Consider the following 20,169-nt stretch of genomic DNA (forward strand, 5'->3'; position numbering starts at 1 on the left):
GCATGGATAAATGTCCAGACCTCCGAGGGGTGCCAAATTCATGAGAACCATGCATATGGTCTAGTCCTCATTCGAACGGATCCCTGAGGAGGGACACATGACTTCGTCAGTTGACTCGGCAACTGAGCTCGACGTCCTGGTGGTCGGAGCGGGCTTCTCCGGCCTGCACCTGCTGCACCGGCTGCGCGGTGACGGGTTCTCCGTCCGCGTCGTCGAGAGCGCCCCGGAGGTCGCGCGGCACCTGGTACTGGAACCGGTACCCGGGCGCCCGGTGCGACGTCGAGAGCGTCGACTACTCCTACAGCTGGGACGACGAGCTCCAGCAGGAGTGGGACTGGACGGAGAAGTACCCGGCCCAGGGCGACATCCTCGCCTACCTCAAGCACGTCGCCGACCGCTTCGACCTGCGCAAGGACATCGACTTCGAGACCACCGTCGCCGGCGCGGAGTGGGACGCGGAGTCGGCGCGGTGGACCGCCCGCACGGAGGACGGGCGGACGTACGTCGCGCAGTACCTGCTGATGGCAGTGGGCTGCCTGTCGGTGCCGAAGGAGGTGGACCTGCCCGGCGCGGACCGCTTCTCCGGACAGGTGCTGCGCACCTGGAACTGGCCCGAGGACGCCGACCTCACCGGACGCAGCGTCTGCGTGGTGGGCACCGGCTCGACCGGTGCGCAGGTGGTGCCGGCGCTGGCCGAGGTGGTCGGTGACCTCACCGTGGTCCAGCGGACCCCCAACTTCGTCATCCCCACCCGCAACCGCCCGCTCGCCGACGGCGAGCTGGAGGCCGTCAAGGCGGAGTACCCCGCGCGCCGCCAGCGCAACGCCAGCCACCCGGCCGGCGTCTTCCGCTCCGACAACCCCAAGACCGCCTTCGAGGTCGACGAGGGCGAGCGCCACGCCACCTTCCAGGAGCGCTGGGAGGGCGGCGGGATCAACTTCCTCGGCTCCTTCTCCGACCTCATGTTCGACCAGGCCGCCAACGACGCGGTCTGCGCCTTCGTGCACGAGAAGATCGAGGAGATCGTCGACGACCCCAAGGTCGCCGAGCTGCTCAAGCCCGACTCGTACCCGCTGGGTGCCAAGCGTCCGGTCATCGCCACGGACTACTACGAGACGTTCAACCGCGACAACGTCCACCTCGTCGACGTGCGTGAGAACCCGCTCGAGTCCTTCACCGAGACCGGGCTGGCCCTGGCCAACGGCGACCAGCACGAGTTCGACACCCTCGTCCTGGCGACCGGCTTCGACTCCTTCACCGGTGCCTTCACCAAGATGGACGTGCGGGGCCGCGACGGCCTGCAGCTGCGTGAGGTCTGGCAGGCCGAGGGGCCCAAGACCTCGCTGGGGCTGTCGTCGGACGGCTTCCCCAACCTGCTCATCGTCGCCAACGCGGGCAGCCCGTCGGTGCTGGCCAACATGGTCGCCGCCATCGAGCAGCACGTGGCCTGGATCGCCGACCTGCTCACCCACATGCGCGAGCGCGGCCTGCGCACCATCGAGGCCGAGCCGCAGGCCCAGGAGAAGTGGGTGGCCCACGTGGAGGAGGTCGCCAACATGACGCTGTGGCCCAACGGCGACTCCGGCTCCTGGTACCGCGGCGCCAACATCGCCGGCAAGCCGCAGATCTTCATGCCGTACGCCGCCGGTGTCGTCGAGTACGGCAATGCACTGCAGGAATCAGTCGACAACGACTACGCGGGCTTCGTGCTCGCCTGAGAGGGGTTCTCCGTGTTCCACATGGTCGTCACCTACAACCAGCCCCAGGACACCGTCGCGTTCCTGGACCACTACCGCAGCTCGCACGCCGTGAAGGCGAGCCGGATGCCCGGCCTGCAGAACTACACGTGGGGCGTCGTCGAGCCGCTCGACGGCTCGGAGTCCGACACCTACCTGGTCGCGCAGCTCTCCTTCGAGAGCAAGGAGCAGCTGCTCGCCGCGATGGCCTCACCCGAGGGGATGGAGGCCAGTGCCGACATGGGGGAGCTGCCGCACGACGGCTTCGCGATGCACACGTACGCCGACGCCTAGGCACACGAGAAGCGGCCGAGGAGGGGATTCCTCCTCGGCCGCTTCGTCGTCGGTGGTGGTGGCCGGTCAGGCGCCGGTCCAGCGGGGCTCGCGCTTCTCCACGAAGGCGAGCGCGCCCTCCTTGGCGTCCGCGGACTCGCGGACCGGCTGCACGAACTCGTGCTGGCGCTCGAACATCTCGTCGATCTCCCAGTCCTGGGAGCGGACCAGGACCTGCTTCGACGCGGCCAGGGCCAGGGGTGCGTTGGCCGCGACCTGGTCGGCCAGCTCGAGGGCGACCTCCAGCGCGCGACCCGGCTCGGCCAGGCGGTTGACCAGGTGGACCTCCGCCGCTGCGGGCGCCGGCCACATCTCGCCGGTCAGCACCAGCTCCATCGCCAGGTGGTAGGGGATCCGGCGCTGGAGCCGCATCAGCCCGCCGGCCGCGGCGGTCAGCCCACGCTTCACCTCGGGCAGCCCGAACTTGGCGGCGCTCGACGCGACCACCAGGTCGCAGGCCAGGACGATCTCGAATCCGCCAGCCAGGGCGTAGCCCTCGACCGCGGCGATCAGCGGCTTGCGGGGCGGCTGCTGGACCAGGCCCGCGAAGCCGCGGCTCTCCACGACCGGACGCTCGCCCCGGGCGAACCCCTTGAGGTCCATCCCGGCGCAGAAGGTCTGGTTGGCGCCGGTGATGACGCCGACGCTGAGGTCCGGGCGGCTGTCGAGCAGGTCGAGGGCGTCGGCGATCTCGTGAGCCATCTGCAGCGACATCGCGTTGCGGGCCTCGGGACGGTCCATCTCCATGACCAGCACACGGCCGCGCTCGGTGACCTTCAGCTCGGGGCTGGCTCCCGCGGCGCTCATCGCGGCGACATCCGGATCGCGCCGTCGAGACGGATCGTCTCGCCGTTGAGGTAGGGGTTCTCCACGACCTGCTGGGCCAGCATCGCGAACTCGTCCGGCTGGCCCAGGCGAGCAGGGTTGGGCACCTGGTCGCCGAGCCCGTCGCGGACCTCCTGCGAGAAGCGGGCCAGGATCGGGGTGTCGAAGACACCCGGGGCGATCGTGTTGACCCGGATGTTCTTCGTCGCCAGGTCGCGCGCGGCGACCAGCGTCATGCCGACCACGCCGGCCTTGGCGGAGGCGTACGGGATCTGCCCGACCTGTCCCTCCCACGCCGCCACCGAGGCGGTGAGCACGCAGACGCCGCGCTCGCCGTCGACGACGTCGTTCGCCGCCATCCGCGCTGCGGCCAGCCGCAGCACGTTGAAGGTGCCGACCAGGTTGATGTTGATCAGCTGCTGGTAGAGCTCGAGGTCGCCGGGCGAGCCGTCGCGGTTGACCAGGCGGACGGTGCCGCCCTTGCCGGCGCAGTGCACCAGTGCGCGCAGCGGGCCGTGCTCCTCGGCGGCGTCGAGCGCGGCGTCGACCTGGACCGGGTCGGTCACGTCGCCACGGGCGAACGTGCCACCGATCTCGGCGGCGAACTCGCGCCCGAGCTCTTCGTTGAGGTCGAGCACCACCACGTGGGCGCCGGCCTTGGCGAGACGGCGCGCGGTCGCGGCGCCGAGCCCGGAGGCACCGCCGGTGACCAGCGCCGAGGCGTGGGTGAGGTTCACGGGATCTCCTTCAGAGTCGTTCGATGATCGTGGCGTTGGCCATGCCGCCCGCCTCGCACATGAGCTGGAGGCCGAAGCGCTGGTCGTTGTCCTCCAGTGCGTGCAGCATGGTGGTCATGAGCCGGGCGCCCGAGGCGCCGAGCGGGTGGCCCAGCGCGATCGCGCCGCCGCGGGGGTTGACCTTCTCGGGGTCGCCCTTGCAGTCCTTGAGCCAGGCCAGGGGGACCGGCGCGAACGCCTCGTTGACCTCGACGTGGTCGATGTCGTCGATGGTCAGGCCGGAGCGGGCCAGCACCTTCTCCGTGGCCGGGATCGGGCCGGTGAGCATCAGCAGCGGGTCGCTGCCGACGACGGCCATGGTGTGGATCCGGGCGCGCGGGCGCAGGCCGAGCTCCTCGGCCTTCGCGCGCGACATGACCAGCAAAACGCTCGCGCCGTCGGTGATCTGCGAGGAGTTGCCGGCCGTGGTCGACCACGTGACGTGGGGGAAGCGCTCGGAGAGGGCGTCGTCCTCGAAGACGGCCTTGAGCCCGGCCAGCTTCTCGGCGGTGGTGCCGCGACGGATCGTCTCGTCGGCGGTGACCTCCCCCTGCGGCGTGGTGATCGGCACGATCTCGCGCTCGAAGGCCCCGGCGTCCTGCGCGGCGGCCGCGCGGGCGTGGGACTGCGCGGCGTACTCGTCGAGCTCGGAGCGGGTGAGGCCCCACTCGGCGGTGACCAGCTCGGAGGCCACGCCCTGGGAGACGAGCCCGGGGGCGAAGCGCTCGGCGATGCCGGCGCCGTAGGGGTCGGCGCCCATCCGGGCGGAGCCCATCACGACGCGGCTCATCGACTCCACACCACCGGCGACGACGATGTCGGCCTCGCCGGAGAGGATCGCCTGCGCGGCGAAGTGCACCGACTGCTGGCTGGAGCCGCACTTGCGGTCGATCGTGGCCGGCACGTGGGCGGGGAAGCCCGCTGCGAGCCAGGCCATGCGCCCCGGGGTGGCCGACTGCTCGCCGACCTGCGACACGCAGCCGATGATCACGTCGTCGACGGTGCCGGGGTCGACCTGGGGGGAGCGGGCGAGCAGGGCCTGCAGGGTCTGCGACAGCAGGTCGACGGGATGTACGTCGGCCAGGGCGCCGCCCGCCTTTCCGCGCCCGACGGGCGTACGGACGGCGTCGACGATCACGGCGTCACGGGGGCTGTTTCCTTGCGTGTGGGGCATGGCTATTGCTTATCATGATTGTCATGACTGTGTCCATGGACAGGTGACATGCGCCACACTGGCCACGCCGACCGGTGGGCAGACCTCGAAGGAACGGCACATCTGCGAATTCCTTGACATGGTTTCGATGAGAAATCTAGGATAATGATTACAACCAAGGAGGTGATTCCGTGACGGACCAGTACGCGGAGATCCGGCAGCTCGCGGCTCAGGTGGCCCGAGGGTCTACGAACCCATGGCGGAGTCGCTCGACGTCAACCGCCCCACTGCCCAAGGATGAGCGGCGTCGACTCGGCGACCTCGGCTTCCTGGGGATCGCCCACCCGGAGAAGTACGGCGGCTCCGGCGCTCCCCTCGAGGAGGCGCTCGTGGTCATCGAGGAGATCGCGAAGGTCTGCCGGCCGGCAGCCTTCCAGGTCTTCGAGGCCAACACCGGTCCGGCCCAGGTGATCACCCACCTCGCCTCGGAGGAGCAGCGTGAGCGCTGGCTCCCCGACATCATCAGCGGCGAGAAGACCATGGCGGTCGGCATCTCCGAGCCGACGCGGGCTCGGCCGCCACCGACATGCGCACCACCGCCAAGGAGGTCGGCGGCAAGCTCGTGATCAACGGCTCCAAGCGGTGGATCTCCAACGGTGGTGAGGCCGACCAGTACCTCCTCTACTGCCGCCTCTCCGACGCCCCCGGCGGCAAGGGGATCGGCGCGGTCGTCGTGGAGAAGGGCACCCCCGGCTTCAGCTTCGGCGCCAGCGAGCGCCTGATGGGCTTCCGTGGCATCCCCTCGGCCGACCTCTACTTCGACAACGTCGAGGTGCCGCTCGAGGACGTGGTCGTCCCGGCCGGCTCCTTCGGCAAGCTCTTCGGCGTCTTCTCGATCGAGCGCATGGGCAACACGACCATGAGCCTCGCCATCGGTCAGGCGGCCCTGGACAAGACGCTGCAGTACGTCCAGGAGCGCGAGCAGTTCGGCAAGCCGCTCATCGACTTCCAGTCGATCCAGGTGATGCTCGCCGACATGGTGCTGCAGGTCGAGGCCGCGCGCCTCCTGCGCGACCGGGCGGCGGCGTCGGCCACGGAGACCGGGATCCCGGACCCCCTGCAGGTGTCGTTGGCCAAGTGCACGGCCAACGAGATGGCCAAGCGCGTCACCGACCTGGCGATGCAGATCCACGGCGGCAACGGCTACACCGAGGAGTACGGTCTCGAGCGTCTGCACCGCGACGCGCACGGCTGGGCGATCGCGGGCGGCACCCCGACGATGCAGCGCATCCGGATCGTCTCCGAGGTGACCGGCCGCAAGTTCGACCAGCGCCGCTGACCCGTCGCCAGGCGCCGACAGACACATTCGAGAAGGGACTCATCGTGGAAGATGGGCAGTTGTTCGACCTCGGTCCGAGGCACCGTGAGGTCCGCGAGGTCGCGCGGGAGGTGGCCGCGAAGGTCGAGCCCTTCGCCGCCGAGGCCGACGAGGCCGTCACCGTGCACCAGGGCTGCCTCGACGCCCTGCGCGCCAGTGGCCTGGCGCGCTACGTCGTGCCACGGGCGTACGGCGGCCACGACGAGGTCCTCGACCCGCTGACCATCGCGGTGGTGCGCGAGGCGCTGATGTACTCCTCCGCCCACCTGGACTCGATGTTCGGGATGCAGGGCGTGGGCAGCTACTCGCTGTCGGTGGGAGGCTCGGAGGAGGTCAAGCAGGAGTGGCTGCCCAAGGTCGCCGCCCTCGACGCCATCGCCGGCCTCGCCCTGACCGAGCCCGACGTGGGCTCCGACCTGCGTGCGGTCACCACCACGATGGAGGTCGACGGCGACGAGCTGGTCGTCAACGGCCGCAAGTCGTTCATCACCAACGGCGGCGCCGCCGACTTCTACTGCACGATGGTCCGTGAGGGCGACGGGTGGTCGATGGTGCTGGTGCCGGCCGACACCCCCGGCCTCACGGTCGAGCGGGGCGCCGACCTGATGGCCCCGCACATCCTCGGTGAGCTCACCTACACCGACGTCCGCGTGCCGGCCAACCACCGCCTCGGCGTGCCCGGCAAGGCCTTCTCGCTGATGCTGCAGACCCTGGCGGTCTTCCGGATCACCGTGGCGGGCTCCGCCGTCGGGCTGGCCCAGGCCGCGCTCGACGAGGCTAAGACCCACGCCATGGAGCGTGAGCAGTTCGGCAAGCCGCTGATCGAGCTGGGTGCGGTCTCGCAGAAGCTCGCCCAGTCGTGGACCGACGTCGAGGCCGCGCGTGCCTTCGTCTACCGGGCCGCGGCGCTGGCGAAGAGCGACCCGTTGGGCCACCTCGACTACTCCTCGATGGCCAAGGTGCACGCCACCGAGGCCGCGGCCGCCGTCGTCGACCGGTCGCTGCAGACCATGGGGCGCTTCGGCCTCGTACGCGGCTCCAAGATCGAGCGGCTCTACCGCAACGCCCGACCGCTGCGCGTGTACGAGGGCGCCACCGAGGTGCTGCTCGACTCGCTGGCCCGTCGCCTCGCGAAGGGTGCGCGCTGATGGACCTCCAGCTCGAGGGCACCGTCGTCCTGGTGACCGGCGCCAGCCGTGGTCTCGGCGCCGCCATGGCGCTCGCCCTGGCCAAGGAGGGCGCGACTGTGGTCGCCGCCGCCCGCTCCAAGGACAGCCTGGCCGAGGTCGCCGCACAGGGGGAGGGCCGCATCTCCGCGGTCACCGTCGACATGCGCGACGAGGAGTCGGTCCGGGCCCTGGTGCCCGAGGTCGTCGCCCGCCACGGCCGCATCGACGGCCTGGTCAACAACGCCGGCATCGCGCCGGCCGGCAAGTTCGCCACCCAGGACCCGGAGGTCTGGAAGGACGCGATGGCCGTCAACGTCATCGCCCCGATGCTGCTCGCCCAGGCCGCGGGCCAGCACATGATCGAGCAGGGCGCCGGCCGCATCGTCAACATCGCGTCGACCACCGGCGTACGCGGCAAGCCCTACCTGGTGCCCTACTCCACCTCCAAGGGGGCGGTCGTGCGCTTCACCGAGGCGCTCGCCGCGGAGTGGGCCCCGAAGAACGTGCAGGTCAACTGCATCGCCCCCGGTGCCTTCGTCACCGAGGCGCAGAAGGCGGTCACCGAGTCGCCGGAGCTGCACGCCAAGCGCATCGCCAAGATCCCGGCCGGCCGGATGGCCGACCCTTCCGAGATCGTCCCGCTGACCTGCCTGCTCGTCTCCCCGCTGTCGTCCTTCACCACCGGCGCCGTCTTCGTCGTCGACGGTGGCGAGTCCGGCAAGCTCTGACCCCCTCACCCGTCCTGGGAGGACCCCCGTGATCATCGACGCCCACACCCACGTCTGGCCCGACAAGATCGCCGAGATCGCCCTCGGCGGCAACCGGGTCGAGGGCCTGGAGGCGCGCGGCGACGGCACCGTCTCCGGGCTCACCCGCGACATGGCGGCCAGCGGCGTGCAGGTGAGCTGCTGCCTGGCGATCGCCAACGAGGCGCGTCACGTCGACTCGGTCAACCGGTTCGTCGCCGGCCTCGCCGACGACACCCACGTGCCCTTCGGCACCGTGCACGTCGAGCTCTCGGTCGAGGAGAACCTCGCCAGCCTGGAGCGCCACGGCGTCCGGGCGGTCAAGATCCACCCGCTCTTCCAGAAGTACGCCCTCGACGACCCGCGGCTGTGGGAGATCTTCGAGGCGTTCGGCAGCGACTACGCGGTGATCACCCACGTGGGGGAGGGCGGCGACGCCTTCACCAACTCGCTCTCCAACCCCGGCATGATCAAGGCGATCACGCAGCAGTTCCCCGACCTGCGCCTGATGGCCTGTCATTTCGGCGGCTACAAGATCCTCGACGACGCCGAGGAGATGCTCGCCGGAGCCGACGTGGTGCTGGAGACGTCGTGGCCGCCGACGCTGGCCACGCTGCGCCCGAGCGGGTGCGCGACCTGATCCGCAAGCACGGGGCCGAGCGCATCGTCTTCGGCTCCGACTGGCCGATGACCAGCCCGGCCGAGGAGATCCGCGCCATCGAGGCGCTCGGGCTCACCGACGACGAGCTCAAGCTGGTGCTCGGCGGGACCCTGGCCAGCGTGCTGGGCGACCGGCTGCCGCAGCACTGACCTCGTACGACGTGGTGGCTCAGGCCTGGCCCCACACGATGGGGGCCTCCATGACCTCGGGGAACTTCTTCTCCGCGTAGCGCACGTACTGGCGGATGTGCTCGTGCATCGCGGCAGCAGCGGCCGCCGGGTCGCGCGACTCGATGGCGAGGTAGATCTCGCGGTGCGCGGCGTGGACGGCCTCGCGGCGGTACTCCGGGTACTCGATGCCGATCGCGGAGCCGTCGAGGATGCCGAGCAGGGCGTCGACCAGGTAGCCGAACATCGCGTTGCCAGAGCCGTGGGCCACGATGTCGTGGAAGCGCTTGTTCTCCTCGAGGAAGATCGCCTGGTTCTGGAGGTTGGCCTCCATCGTGTCGATGCTCTCCTTGAGCGCCTTCAGGTCGTCGTCGCTCATGCGCTCGGCGCACAGCTGCGACATCATCGGCTCGAGGCCCAGCCGGGCTTCGGCGATGGTGCGGAAGGGCGCGTCGGAGAACTGCAGCAGCAGGGTCAGCGAGGTCGCCAGGCTGGAGGCGTCCGGCTGCACGACGACGGGGCCGCCACCGGGGCCGGGCTTGAGCGTGATGACGCCCTGCAGCTCGAGGAAGCGCAGCGACTCACGCAGCGTGCCGCGGCCGACGTCGTACTTCTCGAGCATCAGGCGCTCGGGCGGCAGGCGGTCCCCGACCACGTTGCCGCGCTCGTTGATGTCGGCCACGATGCGCTGGGCAACGAGCATGGCGGTCTTCGTGGGCCGCAGCGGGTTGGCACTCATCGGGGGAATCTCCCTTGTGGCACGGCTGCCGTCGATGGTCGGAATGGACAGATCATATTCATCTTCTGGGCTCCGGGGCCTCCATATGAACCCGTGCCCTGTGCTTTCCCCTGTGCTTTCCCCTGTGCTCTCCGTCGCACGCCTCCGCCGGCCAGGAAGCGTACGCGGTCACGTCAGCCTCCGCTGACGACGCCGCGCGCGGCGAGGTCGGCGACCTTGTCGGCCGCGATCCCCAGCTCGTCGAGCAGCACCTGCCGGGTGTGCTCGCCGATGGCCGGGACGCCGTCGTAGGTCGGCCCGTCGTAGTCGTTGACGTGCAGGATCGGGCCCGGCATCAGGGCGGGCCCGAGCACGGTGTGGGCGAGGTCGACCAGGGTCCGCTCGGAGAAGTGCGGGTCCTCGGTCACGTCCTTGGCGTCGTTGACCGCAGCAGCCACGACCTCGTGCTCGTCGAGGATGGCGAGCGCCTTGTCGCGGGGGTAGGACTTCACCCAGTCGATGACGATCTGCTGCATCGACTCGTTGTTGGCCATCCGGGCCGTGTTGGTGGCGTAGCGCTCGTCGTCCTTGAGGTCCGGTCGGCCCATGGCGTCGAAGAGGCGCAGCGCGATCGACTGGTTGGAGGCGGCGATGGAGAGCCAGCCGCCGTCGGCCGCCTCGTAGATGCCGCGCGGGGAGGCGGCGCCTGAGGCGTTGCCGTGGCGCTGCATGATCTCGCCGCTCGCGGTGTAGTTGAGGACCGCGTCGCCGAGGATGAACATCAGGGGCTCGTAGAGCGCCACGTCGACCTCGGAGCCGTGGCCCGAGAGCTCGCGGCGGAAGAGCGCCATCGCGGTGCCGAAGGCGGCGGAGATCCCGGCGATGGAGTCGGCGAAACCGAAGGGCGGCGCCGTCGGCGGGGTGTCCGGCCAGCCGTTGAGGAAGGCGTAGCCACTGGCCGTCTCGGCGACGGTGCCGAAGCCGGGGCGGGCGCTGTAGGGGCCGGTCTGGCCGAAGCCGCTGACGCGGGTCATCACCAGGCGCGGCTGCTCGGCGCTGAGGTCGGACCAGCCCATGCCCCAGGCCTCCATGCGACCGGGGCGGAAGTTCTCGATGACGACGTCGGCGCTGCGGATCAGCTCGCGGGCCACCTCGCGGCCCTCGGTCTGGCGCATGTCGATGCCGACCGAGCGCTTGCCGGAGTTGAGCCGGGAGAAGCCGATGGCCAGGCCGTTGTGGGCCGGCTGCCACTGCCGGGCGAAGTCGCCGGCGGTGGGGTCCTCGATCTTGACCACGTCGGCGCCGAAGTCACGCAGCATGCGGCCGGCGGTGGGGGCGGCGTACATGGAGCCGAGCTCGACGACGCGCACTCCCGCGAGCAGGCCTGCGGTGGCCTGGGTGGATCCCTGGGGTGTCTGGCCAGCCATCTCGCCGTCCTCCTGACGTCGCACAATCGATGAATATGAATCGTAGTGTTTTGACTGGAGTGACGCAAGAGGTCAGACATGCAAGAGGTCAGACACTGCGACGGTACTCGCCGCCCACCTCGAAGAACGCCTGCGTGACCTGGCCCAGCGTGCAGACCCGCGCGGCGTCCATCAGCACGGCGAAGACGTTCTCGCCGCTGGTCGCGGCCTGCTTCAACCGCGCCAGCGCGGCCTGCGCCTCGTCGGCGTGCGCGTCGCGGAAGCTGCGTACGCGGCTCAGCTGCGACTCCTTCTCGGCCTCCGTCGCCCGGGCCAGCTCGACCGGCCCGATCTCCTCGCTGTGCTCGCCGAGGAAGGTGTTGACGCCGACGATCGGCAGCGAGCCGTCGTGCTTGCGGTGCTCGTAGAGCATCGACTCGTCCTGGATCCGGCCGCGCTGGTAGCCGGTCTCCATCGCGCCCAGCACGCCGCCACGCTCGCTGATCGCGTCGAACTCGGCGAGCACCGCCTCCTCGACGAGGTCGGTGAGCTCGTCGACGACGTACGAGCCCTGGAGCGGGTTCTCGTTCATCGCCAGCCCCCACTCGCGGTCGATGACCAGCTGGATCGCCATCGCCCGGCGCACCGACTCCGTGCTCGGCGTCGTCACCGCCTCGTCGTAGGCGTTGGTGTGCAGGCTGTTGGCGTTGTCGTAGACGGCGGTCAGCGCCTGCAGCGTGGTGCGGATGTCGTTGAAGGCCATCTCCTGCGCGTGCAGCGACCGTCCGGAGGTCTGCACGTGGTACTTCAGCTTCTGGCTGCGCTCGCTGGCGCCGTACTTCTCCTTCATCGCGACCGCCCAGATCCGCCGGGCGACCCGGCCGAGCACCGTGTACTCCGGGTCCATGCCCGAGGAGAAGAAGAACGACAGGTTGGGCGCGAAGTCGTCGATCGCCATGCCGCGTGCCAGGTAGGCCTCGACGTAGGTGAAGCCGTTGGCCAGCGTGAAGGCGAGCTGGCTGATGGGGTTCGCCCCGGCCTCGGCGATGTGGTAGCCGGAGATCGACACGGAGTAGAAGTTGCGCACCCCGTGCTCGATGAACCACTCCTGGATGTCGGCCATCATCCGCAGGCTGAACTCGGTGGAGAAGAGGCAGGTGTTCTGTCCCTGGTCCTCCTTGAGGATGTCGGCCTGCACGGTCCCGCGGACCTGCGTGAGGGCGTACGCCGCCAGCTCCGACCGCTCGGAGGCGTCGGGCTCGCGGCCCTCGCGCTCGCGGAAGCGGTCGACCTGCTGGTCGATGGCGTGTTGAGGAAGAAGGCGAGCACGGTCGGCGCCGGCCCGTTGATCGTCATCGAGACCGAGGTCGTCGGGTCGACCAGGTCGAAGCCGTCGTAGAGCGCCTTCATGTCGTCGAGCGTGGCCACCGAGACGCCGGAGGTGCCGACCTTGCCGTAGACGTCGGGGCGCGGGTCGGGGTCGCGGCCGTAGAGCGTCACCGAGTCGAAGGCGGTGGAGAGCCGGGTCGCCTCGGAGTCGCCGGCCAGCAGCTTGAAGCGGCGGTTGGTGCGGAACGGGTCGCCCTCGCCGGCGAACATCCGGGTCGGGTCCTCGCCCTCGCGCTTGAACTCGAAGACGCCGGCGGTGAAGGGGTAGTGGCCGGGCAGGTTCTCGCGGCGCCAGTAGCGGACCAGGTCGCCGTGGTCCGTGGTGCGCGGCAGGGCGACCCGGCGGATCGCGCTGCCCGAGAGCGACTCGCGCACCAGCCGGGTGTGGATCTCGCGGTCGCGCACCCGGACGACCCGCTCGTCGCCGGCGTACGACGCGACGACGTCGGGCCACTCGTCGATCTGCCGGCGCAGCGCGGTCGGCAGCGCCTCGCGGGCGGCCGCGGCCAGGTCGGCGACCTCCTTCTGCGCCGCGCCCATGTCGTCCAGCCCGTCGAGCTCGGCCGCCACCGCGTCGAGTCGCTGCGCCCGACGGGCCGCCCCGGCGAGCGACTCGGTCTCGGCGTGGAAGCCGCGGACGGTCGCCGCGACCTCGGCCAGGTGCCGCACCCGGTCGCCCGGGACGACCTGCCGCAGCCGCGACGAGTGGCGTACGTCGACCCGCGGCAGCGCGCCTTCGCCGACGGTGAGGCCGTGCGCGGTGAGCCCGTGCTCGACGAGCAGGTCGCGCAGGTGCTGGTAGAGCGCGGTGACGCCGTCGTCGTCGAAGGTGGCGGCGCTGGTGCCGAAGGCCGGCATCTCCTCGGGGGCGGAGCCGAAGGCCTCGCGGTTGCGGACCAGCTGGCGGGCCACGTCGCGCAGTGCGTCGGCGGCCCCGCGGCGCTCGAACTTGTTGATCGCCACGACGTCGGCGAAGTCGAGCATGTCGATCTTCTCGAGCTGCGAGGCCGCGCCGAACTCCGGCGTCATCACGTAGAGGGAGGCGTCGACGAAGGGCACGATCGCGGCGTCGCCCTGGCCGATGCCCGGCGTCTCGACGACCACCAGGTCGGCGCCCGACGCCTTGAGCACGGTGATCACGTCGGCCAGGTGCTCGGGCACCTCGTGGGCGCCACGGGTGGCGAGCGAGCGGAAGAAGACCGGCCGCTCGCCGTCGGTCGACGGGCCGAGCGCGTTGCACCGGATCCGGTCGCCCAGCAGCGCCCCACCCCCGCGGCGGCGCGTCGGGTCGACCGCGACCACGGCGATCCGCAGCCGGTCACCCTGGTCGCGACGGAAGCGGCGTACGAGCTCGTCGGTGAGGCTCGACTTGCCGGAGCCGCCGGTGCCGGTGATGCCCAGGACGGGCACCGTCCGGGCCTGCGCGGCCTCGCGCAGGGTGGCGAGGTCGGCAGGGAGAGCTGGCCGGTCTCGGCACCGGTCAGGGCGCGCGCCACGGCGGCGCGGTCGCCCGCCAGCACCTGCGCGACCTCGGCCGGGGCGATCGCCCACGGGTCGACGTCGCAGTCGGCGACGACGCTGTTGACCATGCCGACCAGGCCGAGGCGCTGGCCGTCGGCGGGGGAGAAGATGCGGACGCCGCGCTCGGCGAGCAGGGCGATCTCCTCGGGCACGATCACTCCGCCGCCGCCCCCGACGACCTTCACGTGGCCGGCGCCAGCCGCACGCAGCTGCTCGACGAGGTAGGTGAAGTACTCGACGTGGCCGCCCTGGTAGGAGGAGACCGCGACGCCCTGGGCGTCCTCCTCGAGGGCGGCGGCGACGACCTCGTCGACCGACCGGTTGTGGCCGAGGTGGACGACCTCGCACCCCTGGGACTGGAAGATCCGCCGCATGATGTTGATCGAGGCGTCGTGGCCGTCGAAGAGGCTGGAGGCGGTGACCAGGCGGACCGGGTGGGTCGGCACGTGCAGGTCGGGCTTCCCGGTGGTCGGTCGTGCGGCCGGGGTGGGGCTGCTCATGAGGGGGCTCCGAGATGTGTGGATGTCCTAGTAATTGGATGGTAGGACGTCCAAGCAATTTTCGGAAGGGCCCCGGATGCGGCGCCGCAGGGCGGGCGTCAGGCGGAGACGTGGTCCCCGGACGCAGCACGCAGCGCCGCCAGCAGCTCGGTCAGCCGGGCGGCGTCGCCGGCCTCGATCCCAGGCTGGGTGAAGACCTCGGCGTTGAGCCGCTCGGTCGCCCGCTCGACCACCTCGCGCCCCGTCCCGGTGATCGAGGCGAGCACCACCCGACCGTCGTGCGCGCCGCGCTCGCGGGCTGCGTACCCCTGCTTCACCAGGCGCGCGACCGCGCTGGTCACGCTGGTCGGGTGCACCTGCAGCAGCGAGCCCAGGCGGGTCATCGGCATCGCCCCGTCGTGGGTGAAGGAGAGCAGGCGCAGCACCTCGTAGCGGGCGAAGCTCAGGTCGAGCGGACGCAGCACGGCGTCGATCCGCTCCATCAGCAGCTGGTGCGCGCGCACCAGCGAGGTGACCAGCTCCATCCCGTCGGCGGCGTCCTCCCAGCCGTGCGCGACCCACTGGCGGCGCGCCTCGGTGATCGGGTCGCGCTGGCGGGGGTCGGCGGAGGACATGGGGGAAGGGTAGCCACCGGCGACGTGCGCAGGGCCCCCGTACGGTGGTGGCGTGAGCGGCTACTACGACCCGAGGCCCGCCACGCGCCCGCGTTGGCAGGTCGCGGCAGCCTGCAGCGGCGGCTTCGTGGCGCTGCTGTGGCTGCTCGAGCTCCTCGACTCACTGATGGCCAACCAGCTCGACGCCTCCGGCATCCGGCCCGGCACCAGCGACGGCCTGATGGGCGTCCTCTTCGCGCCGCTGCTGCACGGAGGCTTCGGCCACCTCATGGCCAACACCGGGCCGTTGCTGGTGCTCGGCTTCCTGCTGGCGCTGGCCGGCATGTCGAAGTGGATCGCGGTGACCGCGACGGTCTGGCTGATCGGCGGCGTCGGCACGTGGCTGACCGGCGGCCTCGGCACGGTCCACATCGGCGCCTCGGGCCTCGTCTTCGGGTGGCTGGTCTACCTGGTCGTCCGCGGCTTCGTGAGTCGCCGGCCGTGGCAGATCGTGCTCGGCGTGCTGGTGTTCGGTGTCTACGGCTCGATCCTGTGGGGCGTCCTGCCGGGCGCCTCCGGCGTCTCCTGGCAGGGCCACCTCTTCGGCGCCCTCGGCGGGGCTGTCGCCGCGCTCACGCTCGAGCGTCGACCGCAGCGACGGGCGTACGACGTCCACTGACGCTCACTGTGGCTACCGGGTGGCGCGGCGCAGCGCCGGTAGCAGCTCCTCAAGGGCGGCGATACTGCGCTCGGCCGCGTCGACCAGGGCGGCGTCGACCGGGGCACTGTCGACCGGCGCGGCGGGGGTGTCGCCGCCGGCGCCGGGGCGCAGCGGCTCGGTCGCCCGGGCGAGCGCCCGGTCGAACTCCGCCGTCGGGGTCTCGGTGTCGCCGCGCAGCCAGCGACGCAGCACCACGTTGTGGGCGGTGATGACGGCGTTGGCCACCAGCTCGGCCTCGAGCTCGGCCTCGGGGCCCTCGCCGAGCTCGGCGCTGATGGCGGCCAGGAAGGCCCGCTGGTAGGCGCGGTGCCCCGCCGTCTCGCGGGTCCGGATCGCCGGCACGTTGCCCGACAGGCGGTAGCGCACCCGGGCCCGCTCACCCTCGGCCAGGTAGTGGTCGAGGACCACCCGGGCGGCCTCGGTGACGCGGACGTGCAGCGGGTCGCTCTCGGCCAGCCGCTTCTCGACCAGGCCCAGCAGGCCGGAGTGGTCGGGGAGGACGGCGTCCTCCTTGGCGCGGAAGTGACGGAAGAACGTCGTACGCCCGACGCCGGCGCGCTCGACGACGTCGTCGACGGTGGTCTCCTCGAATCCCTGCTCGTCGAAGAGGGAGAAGGCGGCGTCGACGATGCGGGCGCGGGTGGACATGGGGGTGGTCCGTCCTAGGGTCGAGGCGGGGCAGGGGTCAGGGCCCAGAGTAGAGGTCGGAGATTTCAGTTACCGGCCGGTACTGAGTACCGTTCCACACGGTACTGAGTCCCAACGTCGGAAGGCAAGCGCATGCAGAAGGTCGGAGTCGTCGGTGGCGGCTTGATGGGGTCGGGCATCGCCGAGGTCAGCGCACGCGCCGGTCTCGACGTGGTCGTGGTCGAGTCGAGCGCCGCGGCAGCGGAGGCCGCCAGGGGCCGCATGACCAAGTCCCTCGAGCGCGCCGAGAGCAAGGGCAAGATCGACTCCGCCGACGACGTGCTGGCGCGCGTGCGCTTCGAGACCGACCTGACCGTGATGGCCGACCGCGAGCTCGTCATCGAGGCCATCGTCGAGGACGAGGAGATCAAGACCCAGCTCTTCCGCGACCTCGACAAGATCGTCGAGAGCCCCGACGCGATCCTCGCCTCCAACACCTCCTCGATCCCGATCATGAAGCTCGGCGTCGTGACCTCGCGCCCCGAGAAGGTCATCGGCATCCACTTCTTCAACCCGGTGCCCGTGCTCAAGCTGGTCGAGCTCGTGCCCTCGATCGTCACCGACCCGGCCGTCACCGAGCAGGCCCGCGCCTTCGTCGAGGGCCAGCTCGGCAAGCAGGCCATCGACTGCCAGGACCGTGCCGGCTTCGTCGTCAACTCGCTCCTGATCCCGTTCGTCCTGTCGGCGATCCGGATGTTCGAGTCGGGCTTCGCCTCTGCCGAGGACATCGACCGCGGCATGGTGCTGGGCGCCGCCCACCCGCAGGGCCCGCTCGCCCTGGCCGACCTCATCGGCCTCGACACCACCAAGGCCGTCGCCGAGTCGCTGTACGCCGAGTTCAAGGAGCCGCTCTACTCGGCCCCGCCGCTGCTCAACCGCATGGTCGACGCCGGCCTGCTGGGCCGCAAGACCGGCCGCGGGTTCTACACGTACAGCTGATCCGCCACTGAGCCACCGCGCGTTGGGGGCATGGTCCAGACTTGGGCCGTGCCCCCTTCCGCATCCCTCACCGACCTGCTCGCCGCCCGTCACAGCGCCCGCGCCTTCACCGACCGTGAGGTGCCGCGCGAGGTGGTCGACGAGGTGCTCGCCAAGGCGCAGCGCACGCCGTCGTGGTGCAACACCCAGCCGTGGCAGGTCCACGTGCTCTCGGGGGCGGCCCGCGACCGCTTCTCCAAGGCGCTCGCCGAGACCGTGCTGACCCAGACGCAGTCGGCCGACCTCGGCCTGCCGACCTATGCCGGGGTCCACGCCGAGCGGCGCCGCGAGTCCGGCTACGCCCTCTACGAGGCGCTCGGCATCGAGCGCAGCGACCGCGACGCCCGCGCGCTGCAGTCCTTCAAGAACTTCGAGTTCTTCGGTGCCCCCCACGTGCTGGTGCTGACCACGGACGCCGAGCTGGGGACGTACGGCGTCCTCGACTGCGGCGGCTGGGTCGCGGTGACCACGCTGCTCCTCGCCGAGGCCGGCGTGGGATCGATCGCCCAGGGCGCGATCGCGATGTACTCCGACGCCGTGCGCGACTTCCTCGACCTGCCGGCCGACCGTCAGGTCGTCTGCGCGATCTCCTTCGGGTACGAGGACGGTGACGACCCCGTCAACGCGTTCCGCACCTCGCGTGCCCCGATGGGCGAGGTCGTCCAGCACCTCACCGACTGAGTCGCGGACGCCGGTCCCGGCGTGCAACAATCCATGCGCACGGATTTGTGGCGCATCACTTCCAGGGAGGAACACCCATGAGCACCGACCGCATCGTCGTCGTCGACGGAGCACGTACGCCCACCGGAAGCTTCGGCGGCGTCTTCAAGGACGTCCCCGGCTACGAGCTCGGTGCGGCCGCCACCGTCGAGGCCATGCGTCGCGCCGGCGTCGAGGGCACCGACATCTCCGAGGTCGTCACCGGCTGCATCGGCCAGGTCGGCCCGGACGCCTACAACGCGCGTCGCGTCGGCGTCGCCGCCGGTCTCCCGGAGAGCGTGCCCGCCTTCACCGTCAACCGCCTCTGCGGCTCCGGCCTCCAGGCGATCTGGTCGGCCGCGCAGCAGATGCGCTGGAACGACCTCGACTTCACCGTCGCCGGCGGCAACGAGTCGATGTCGCGGATGCCCTTCTACGACTTCGGCGCCCGCAACGGCTACCGCCTCGGCGACCGTGAGCTGAAGGACGGCACCGTGCTGATGCTCACCGACCCCTTCAGCGGCATCCACATGGGCGTCACCGCGGAGAACGTCGCCGACAAGTACGGCGTCTCCCGCGCCGAGCAGGACGAGTTCGCCGCCGAGTCGCAGCGGCGTGCCGCCACGGCCGAGGCCAAGGCTGCCTTCGCCGAGGAGATCGTGGCCTACGAGGTCGGCGGTCGCCGCCCCTTCACCGTCGAGGTCGACGAGCACCCGAAGCCCGACACCACGGTCGAGACCCTGGCCAAGCTGCGCCCGGCCTTCAAGAAGGACGGGTCGGTCACCGCCGGCAACGCCTCGGGCATCAACGACGGCGCCGCCGCCGTGGTGCTCACCAAGGAGTCGGTCGCCGCCGAGCGTGGCCTGAAGCCGCTCGTCGCCCTGGAGGCCGTCACCACCTCCGCGATGGACCCGAAGCTGATGGGCTACGCCCCCTGCGGCGCGATCAGCCAGCTGCTCGAGAAGACCGGTCTCAAGGCCTCCGACATCGACGTGGTCGAGCTCAACGAGGCCTTCGCCTCGCAGGCCGTGGCCGTGCGCCGCGACATGGGCTTCACCCCGGAGCAGGTCAACCCCTACGGCGGCGCGATCGCCCTGGGCCACCCGGTCGGTGCGACCGGCGCGATCCTGACCGTCCGCATCGCCAAGGACATGGTGCGCCGCGACCTCGAGACCGGCATCGTGACCATGTGCATCGGCGGGGGACAGGCGCTGGCGGCGCTCTTCCGGAGGATCTGATGGTCGACCAGCAGGTCACCTACGAGGTGGTGGCCGGCGTCGCCCGGATCACCCTCAACCGCCCCGCGGCTGCCAACGCCATCGACATGGCGCTGGCCGTCGCGCTGCGGCAGGCGGCTGAGCGGGCGCACGACGACGCGAAGGCCGGGGCCGTGCTGCTGACCGGTGCAGGAGCACGCTTCTGCGCCGGGGGCGACGTGCCCTCCTTCGCCTCGGCCGACGACCCCGGCGGCCACCTGCACGCCCTCGCGCTGGAGGCCGACGCGGCGGTCCGCACGCTGGAGGCGTTGGAGAAGCCGGTGGTGGCGGCCGTGCAGGGTGCCGTCGCCGGCGCCGGGCTGGCCGTGATGCTCTCGGCCGACCTGGTCGTGGCGCAGGCCGGCACCAAGTTCGTCTTCGCCTACCCCGGGGTCGGGCTGACCCCCGACTGCGGGGTCTCGTGGCTCCTGCCGCGCGCCATCGGCCAGCAGCGGGCGCTCGCCTTCGGGCTGCGCAACGCCCCCGTCAGCGCGGAGACGGCGCTGGAGTGGGGGTTGGTCACCGAGGTCGTCGACGACGCGGCGACCACGGCGTTGGAGCGGGCCGAGGGGTTCGCGGCGGGGCCTGCGTACGCGTTGGGGCAGGCGCGCCGCCTGCTCAGGGCCGGCTGGACGACACCGCGCGAGGAGCTGGGCGCGATCGAGGCGCGGACCATCGCCGACGCCCTCGTCGGCGACGAGGCGCAACCGCTCGTCGCCCGGTTCGTCTCCCGCTGACCTTCTCCCGCTGGTCGGTC

18 protein-coding genes and 3 pseudogenes are annotated in these 20,169 nt (G+C 71.0%); 13 read left to right on the forward strand and 8 right to left on the reverse strand.

The window, feature by feature from the left end; all coding sequences use genetic code 11:
• Positions 1–97: 97 nt before the first annotated feature.
• The 3 genes and pseudogenes from E2C04_RS21805 to E2C04_RS03235 form a co-directional block, all read left to right on the forward strand.
• Positions 98–190: pseudogene (locus tag E2C04_RS21805) on the forward strand (hypothetical protein); the annotation flags it as partial.
• Positions 189–1,718, forward strand: coding sequence for a flavin-containing monooxygenase (locus E2C04_RS03230; RefSeq protein WP_202977875.1), 1,530 nt, complete (start codon positions 189–191; stop codon positions 1,716–1,718). The pseudogene E2C04_RS21805 and the gene E2C04_RS03230, both read left to right, overlap by 2 nt.
• A 21-nt stretch (positions 1,719–1,739) precedes the next feature.
• The gene (locus tag E2C04_RS03235) at positions 1,740–2,030 is read left to right on the forward strand and encodes an EthD family reductase (protein WP_229721428.1); all 291 of its coding nucleotides are present in this window, start codon (positions 1,740–1,742) and stop codon (positions 2,028–2,030) included.
• 66 nt (positions 2,031–2,096) lie between these two features.
• On the opposite strand, the gene E2C04_RS03240 is transcribed toward E2C04_RS03235, so the two are convergent.
• From E2C04_RS03240 to E2C04_RS03250, 3 genes are read right to left on the reverse strand one after another with little or no spacing between them, the layout of a single operon-like run.
• On the reverse strand, positions 2,097–2,876 hold the full coding sequence (locus E2C04_RS03240) for a crotonase/enoyl-CoA hydratase family protein (RefSeq protein ID WP_135831526.1): 780 nt from the start codon (positions 2,874–2,876) through the stop codon (positions 2,097–2,099).
• Positions 2,873–3,631, reverse strand: a complete 759-nt coding sequence (locus E2C04_RS03245) for an SDR family NAD(P)-dependent oxidoreductase (RefSeq protein ID WP_135831527.1) — start codon at positions 3,629–3,631, stop codon at positions 2,873–2,875. Before E2C04_RS03245 ends, E2C04_RS03240 begins: the two co-directional genes overlap by 4 nt.
• 10 nt (positions 3,632–3,641) lie before the next feature.
• Positions 3,642–4,844: a thiolase family protein gene (locus tag E2C04_RS03250; protein ID WP_135831528.1), complete on the reverse strand. Its 1,203-nt coding sequence runs from the start codon at positions 4,842–4,844 to the stop codon at positions 3,642–3,644.
• A 170-nt stretch (positions 4,845–5,014) separates the two neighbouring features.
• On the opposite strand from E2C04_RS03250, the gene E2C04_RS18435 reads away from it, so the two are divergent.
• From E2C04_RS18435 to E2C04_RS03270, 5 genes and pseudogenes are all read left to right on the forward strand, one after another.
• Positions 5,015–5,449 carry an acyl-CoA dehydrogenase family protein gene (locus E2C04_RS18435; protein ID WP_202977876.1) on the forward strand — a complete coding sequence of 145 codons (435 nt, stop codon included), beginning with the start codon at positions 5,015–5,017 and terminating at the stop codon, positions 5,447–5,449.
• Entirely contained in the window at positions 5,410–6,162 is a 753-nt protein-coding gene (locus tag E2C04_RS03255; protein WP_202977877.1) for an acyl-CoA dehydrogenase family protein, read from the forward strand. The genes E2C04_RS18435 and E2C04_RS03255 overlap by 40 nt, the downstream gene beginning before the upstream one ends.
• A 59-nt stretch (positions 6,163–6,221) precedes the next feature.
• The gene (locus E2C04_RS03260; RefSeq protein WP_135831529.1) at positions 6,222–7,349 is read left to right on the forward strand and encodes an acyl-CoA dehydrogenase family protein; all 1,128 of its coding nucleotides are present in this window, start codon (positions 6,222–6,224) and stop codon (positions 7,347–7,349) included.
• Positions 7,349–8,098, forward strand: coding sequence for an SDR family NAD(P)-dependent oxidoreductase (locus E2C04_RS03265; RefSeq protein WP_135831530.1), 750 nt, complete (start codon positions 7,349–7,351; stop codon positions 8,096–8,098). The genes E2C04_RS03260 and E2C04_RS03265 overlap by 1 nt, the downstream gene beginning before the upstream one ends.
• 28 nt (positions 8,099–8,126) lie before the next feature.
• Positions 8,127–8,926: pseudogene (locus E2C04_RS03270) on the forward strand (amidohydrolase family protein).
• Between the two features lie 19 nt (positions 8,927–8,945).
• Here the strand turns inward: E2C04_RS03270 and E2C04_RS03275 are convergent.
• The 4 genes and pseudogenes from E2C04_RS03275 to E2C04_RS03290 all read right to left on the reverse strand — a co-directional run bounded on the left by E2C04_RS03275 (position 8,946) and on the right by E2C04_RS03290 (position 15,092).
• On the reverse strand, positions 8,946–9,683 hold the full coding sequence (locus E2C04_RS03275; RefSeq protein ID WP_170213484.1) for a FadR/GntR family transcriptional regulator: 738 nt from the start codon (positions 9,681–9,683) through the stop codon (positions 8,946–8,948).
• Between the two features lie 173 nt (positions 9,684–9,856).
• Positions 9,857–11,089 carry a CaiB/BaiF CoA transferase family protein gene (locus tag E2C04_RS03280; RefSeq protein ID WP_135831531.1) on the reverse strand — a complete coding sequence of 411 codons (1,233 nt, stop codon included), beginning with the start codon at positions 11,087–11,089 and terminating at the stop codon, positions 9,857–9,859.
• An 88-nt stretch (positions 11,090–11,177) separates the two neighbouring features.
• Positions 11,178–14,478: pseudogene (gene icmF, locus E2C04_RS03285) on the reverse strand (fused isobutyryl-CoA mutase/GTPase IcmF).
• Positions 14,479–14,576: 98 nt separating this feature from the next.
• The gene (locus tag E2C04_RS03290; RefSeq protein ID WP_135831532.1) at positions 14,577–15,092 is read right to left on the reverse strand and encodes a MarR family winged helix-turn-helix transcriptional regulator; all 516 of its coding nucleotides are present in this window, start codon (positions 15,090–15,092) and stop codon (positions 14,577–14,579) included.
• 52 nt (positions 15,093–15,144) lie between these two features.
• Here E2C04_RS03290 and E2C04_RS03295 point away from each other — a divergent pair, with 52 nt between their 5' ends.
• Positions 15,145–15,750, forward strand: a complete 606-nt coding sequence (locus tag E2C04_RS03295; protein WP_229721337.1) for a rhomboid family intramembrane serine protease — start codon at positions 15,145–15,147, stop codon at positions 15,748–15,750.
• A 12-nt stretch (positions 15,751–15,762) separates the two neighbouring features.
• Here the strand turns inward: E2C04_RS03295 and E2C04_RS03300 are convergent, their stop codons facing one another.
• Positions 15,763–16,440, reverse strand: coding sequence for a TetR/AcrR family transcriptional regulator (locus E2C04_RS03300; RefSeq protein WP_135831533.1), 678 nt, complete (start codon positions 16,438–16,440; stop codon positions 15,763–15,765).
• Between the two features lie 132 nt (positions 16,441–16,572).
• Here E2C04_RS03300 and E2C04_RS03305 point away from each other — a divergent pair, with 132 nt between their 5' ends.
• The 4 genes from E2C04_RS03305 (at position 16,573) to E2C04_RS03320 (ending at position 20,149) form a co-directional block, all read left to right on the forward strand.
• Complete coding sequence (locus tag E2C04_RS03305) at positions 16,573–17,418, forward strand: 3-hydroxybutyryl-CoA dehydrogenase (protein ID WP_135831534.1); 846 nt, start codon at positions 16,573–16,575, stop codon at positions 17,416–17,418.
• A 48-nt stretch (positions 17,419–17,466) separates the two neighbouring features.
• The gene (locus E2C04_RS03310; protein WP_229721336.1) at positions 17,467–18,138 is read left to right on the forward strand and encodes a nitroreductase; all 672 of its coding nucleotides are present in this window, start codon (positions 17,467–17,469) and stop codon (positions 18,136–18,138) included.
• 77 nt (positions 18,139–18,215) lie between these two features.
• Complete coding sequence (locus tag E2C04_RS03315; RefSeq protein ID WP_135831536.1) at positions 18,216–19,394, forward strand: thiolase family protein; 1,179 nt, start codon at positions 18,216–18,218, stop codon at positions 19,392–19,394.
• On the forward strand, positions 19,394–20,149 hold the full coding sequence (locus tag E2C04_RS03320) for an enoyl-CoA hydratase/isomerase family protein (RefSeq protein WP_135831537.1): 756 nt from the start codon (positions 19,394–19,396) through the stop codon (positions 20,147–20,149). Before E2C04_RS03315 ends, E2C04_RS03320 begins: the two co-directional genes overlap by 1 nt.
• Positions 20,150–20,169: the final 20 nt, after the last annotated feature.

It is taken from the genome of Nocardioides daphniae, from assembly GCF_004777465.1.
In the GTDB taxonomy this organism is placed as follows: domain Bacteria; phylum Actinomycetota; class Actinomycetes; order Propionibacteriales; family Nocardioidaceae; genus Nocardioides; species Nocardioides daphniae.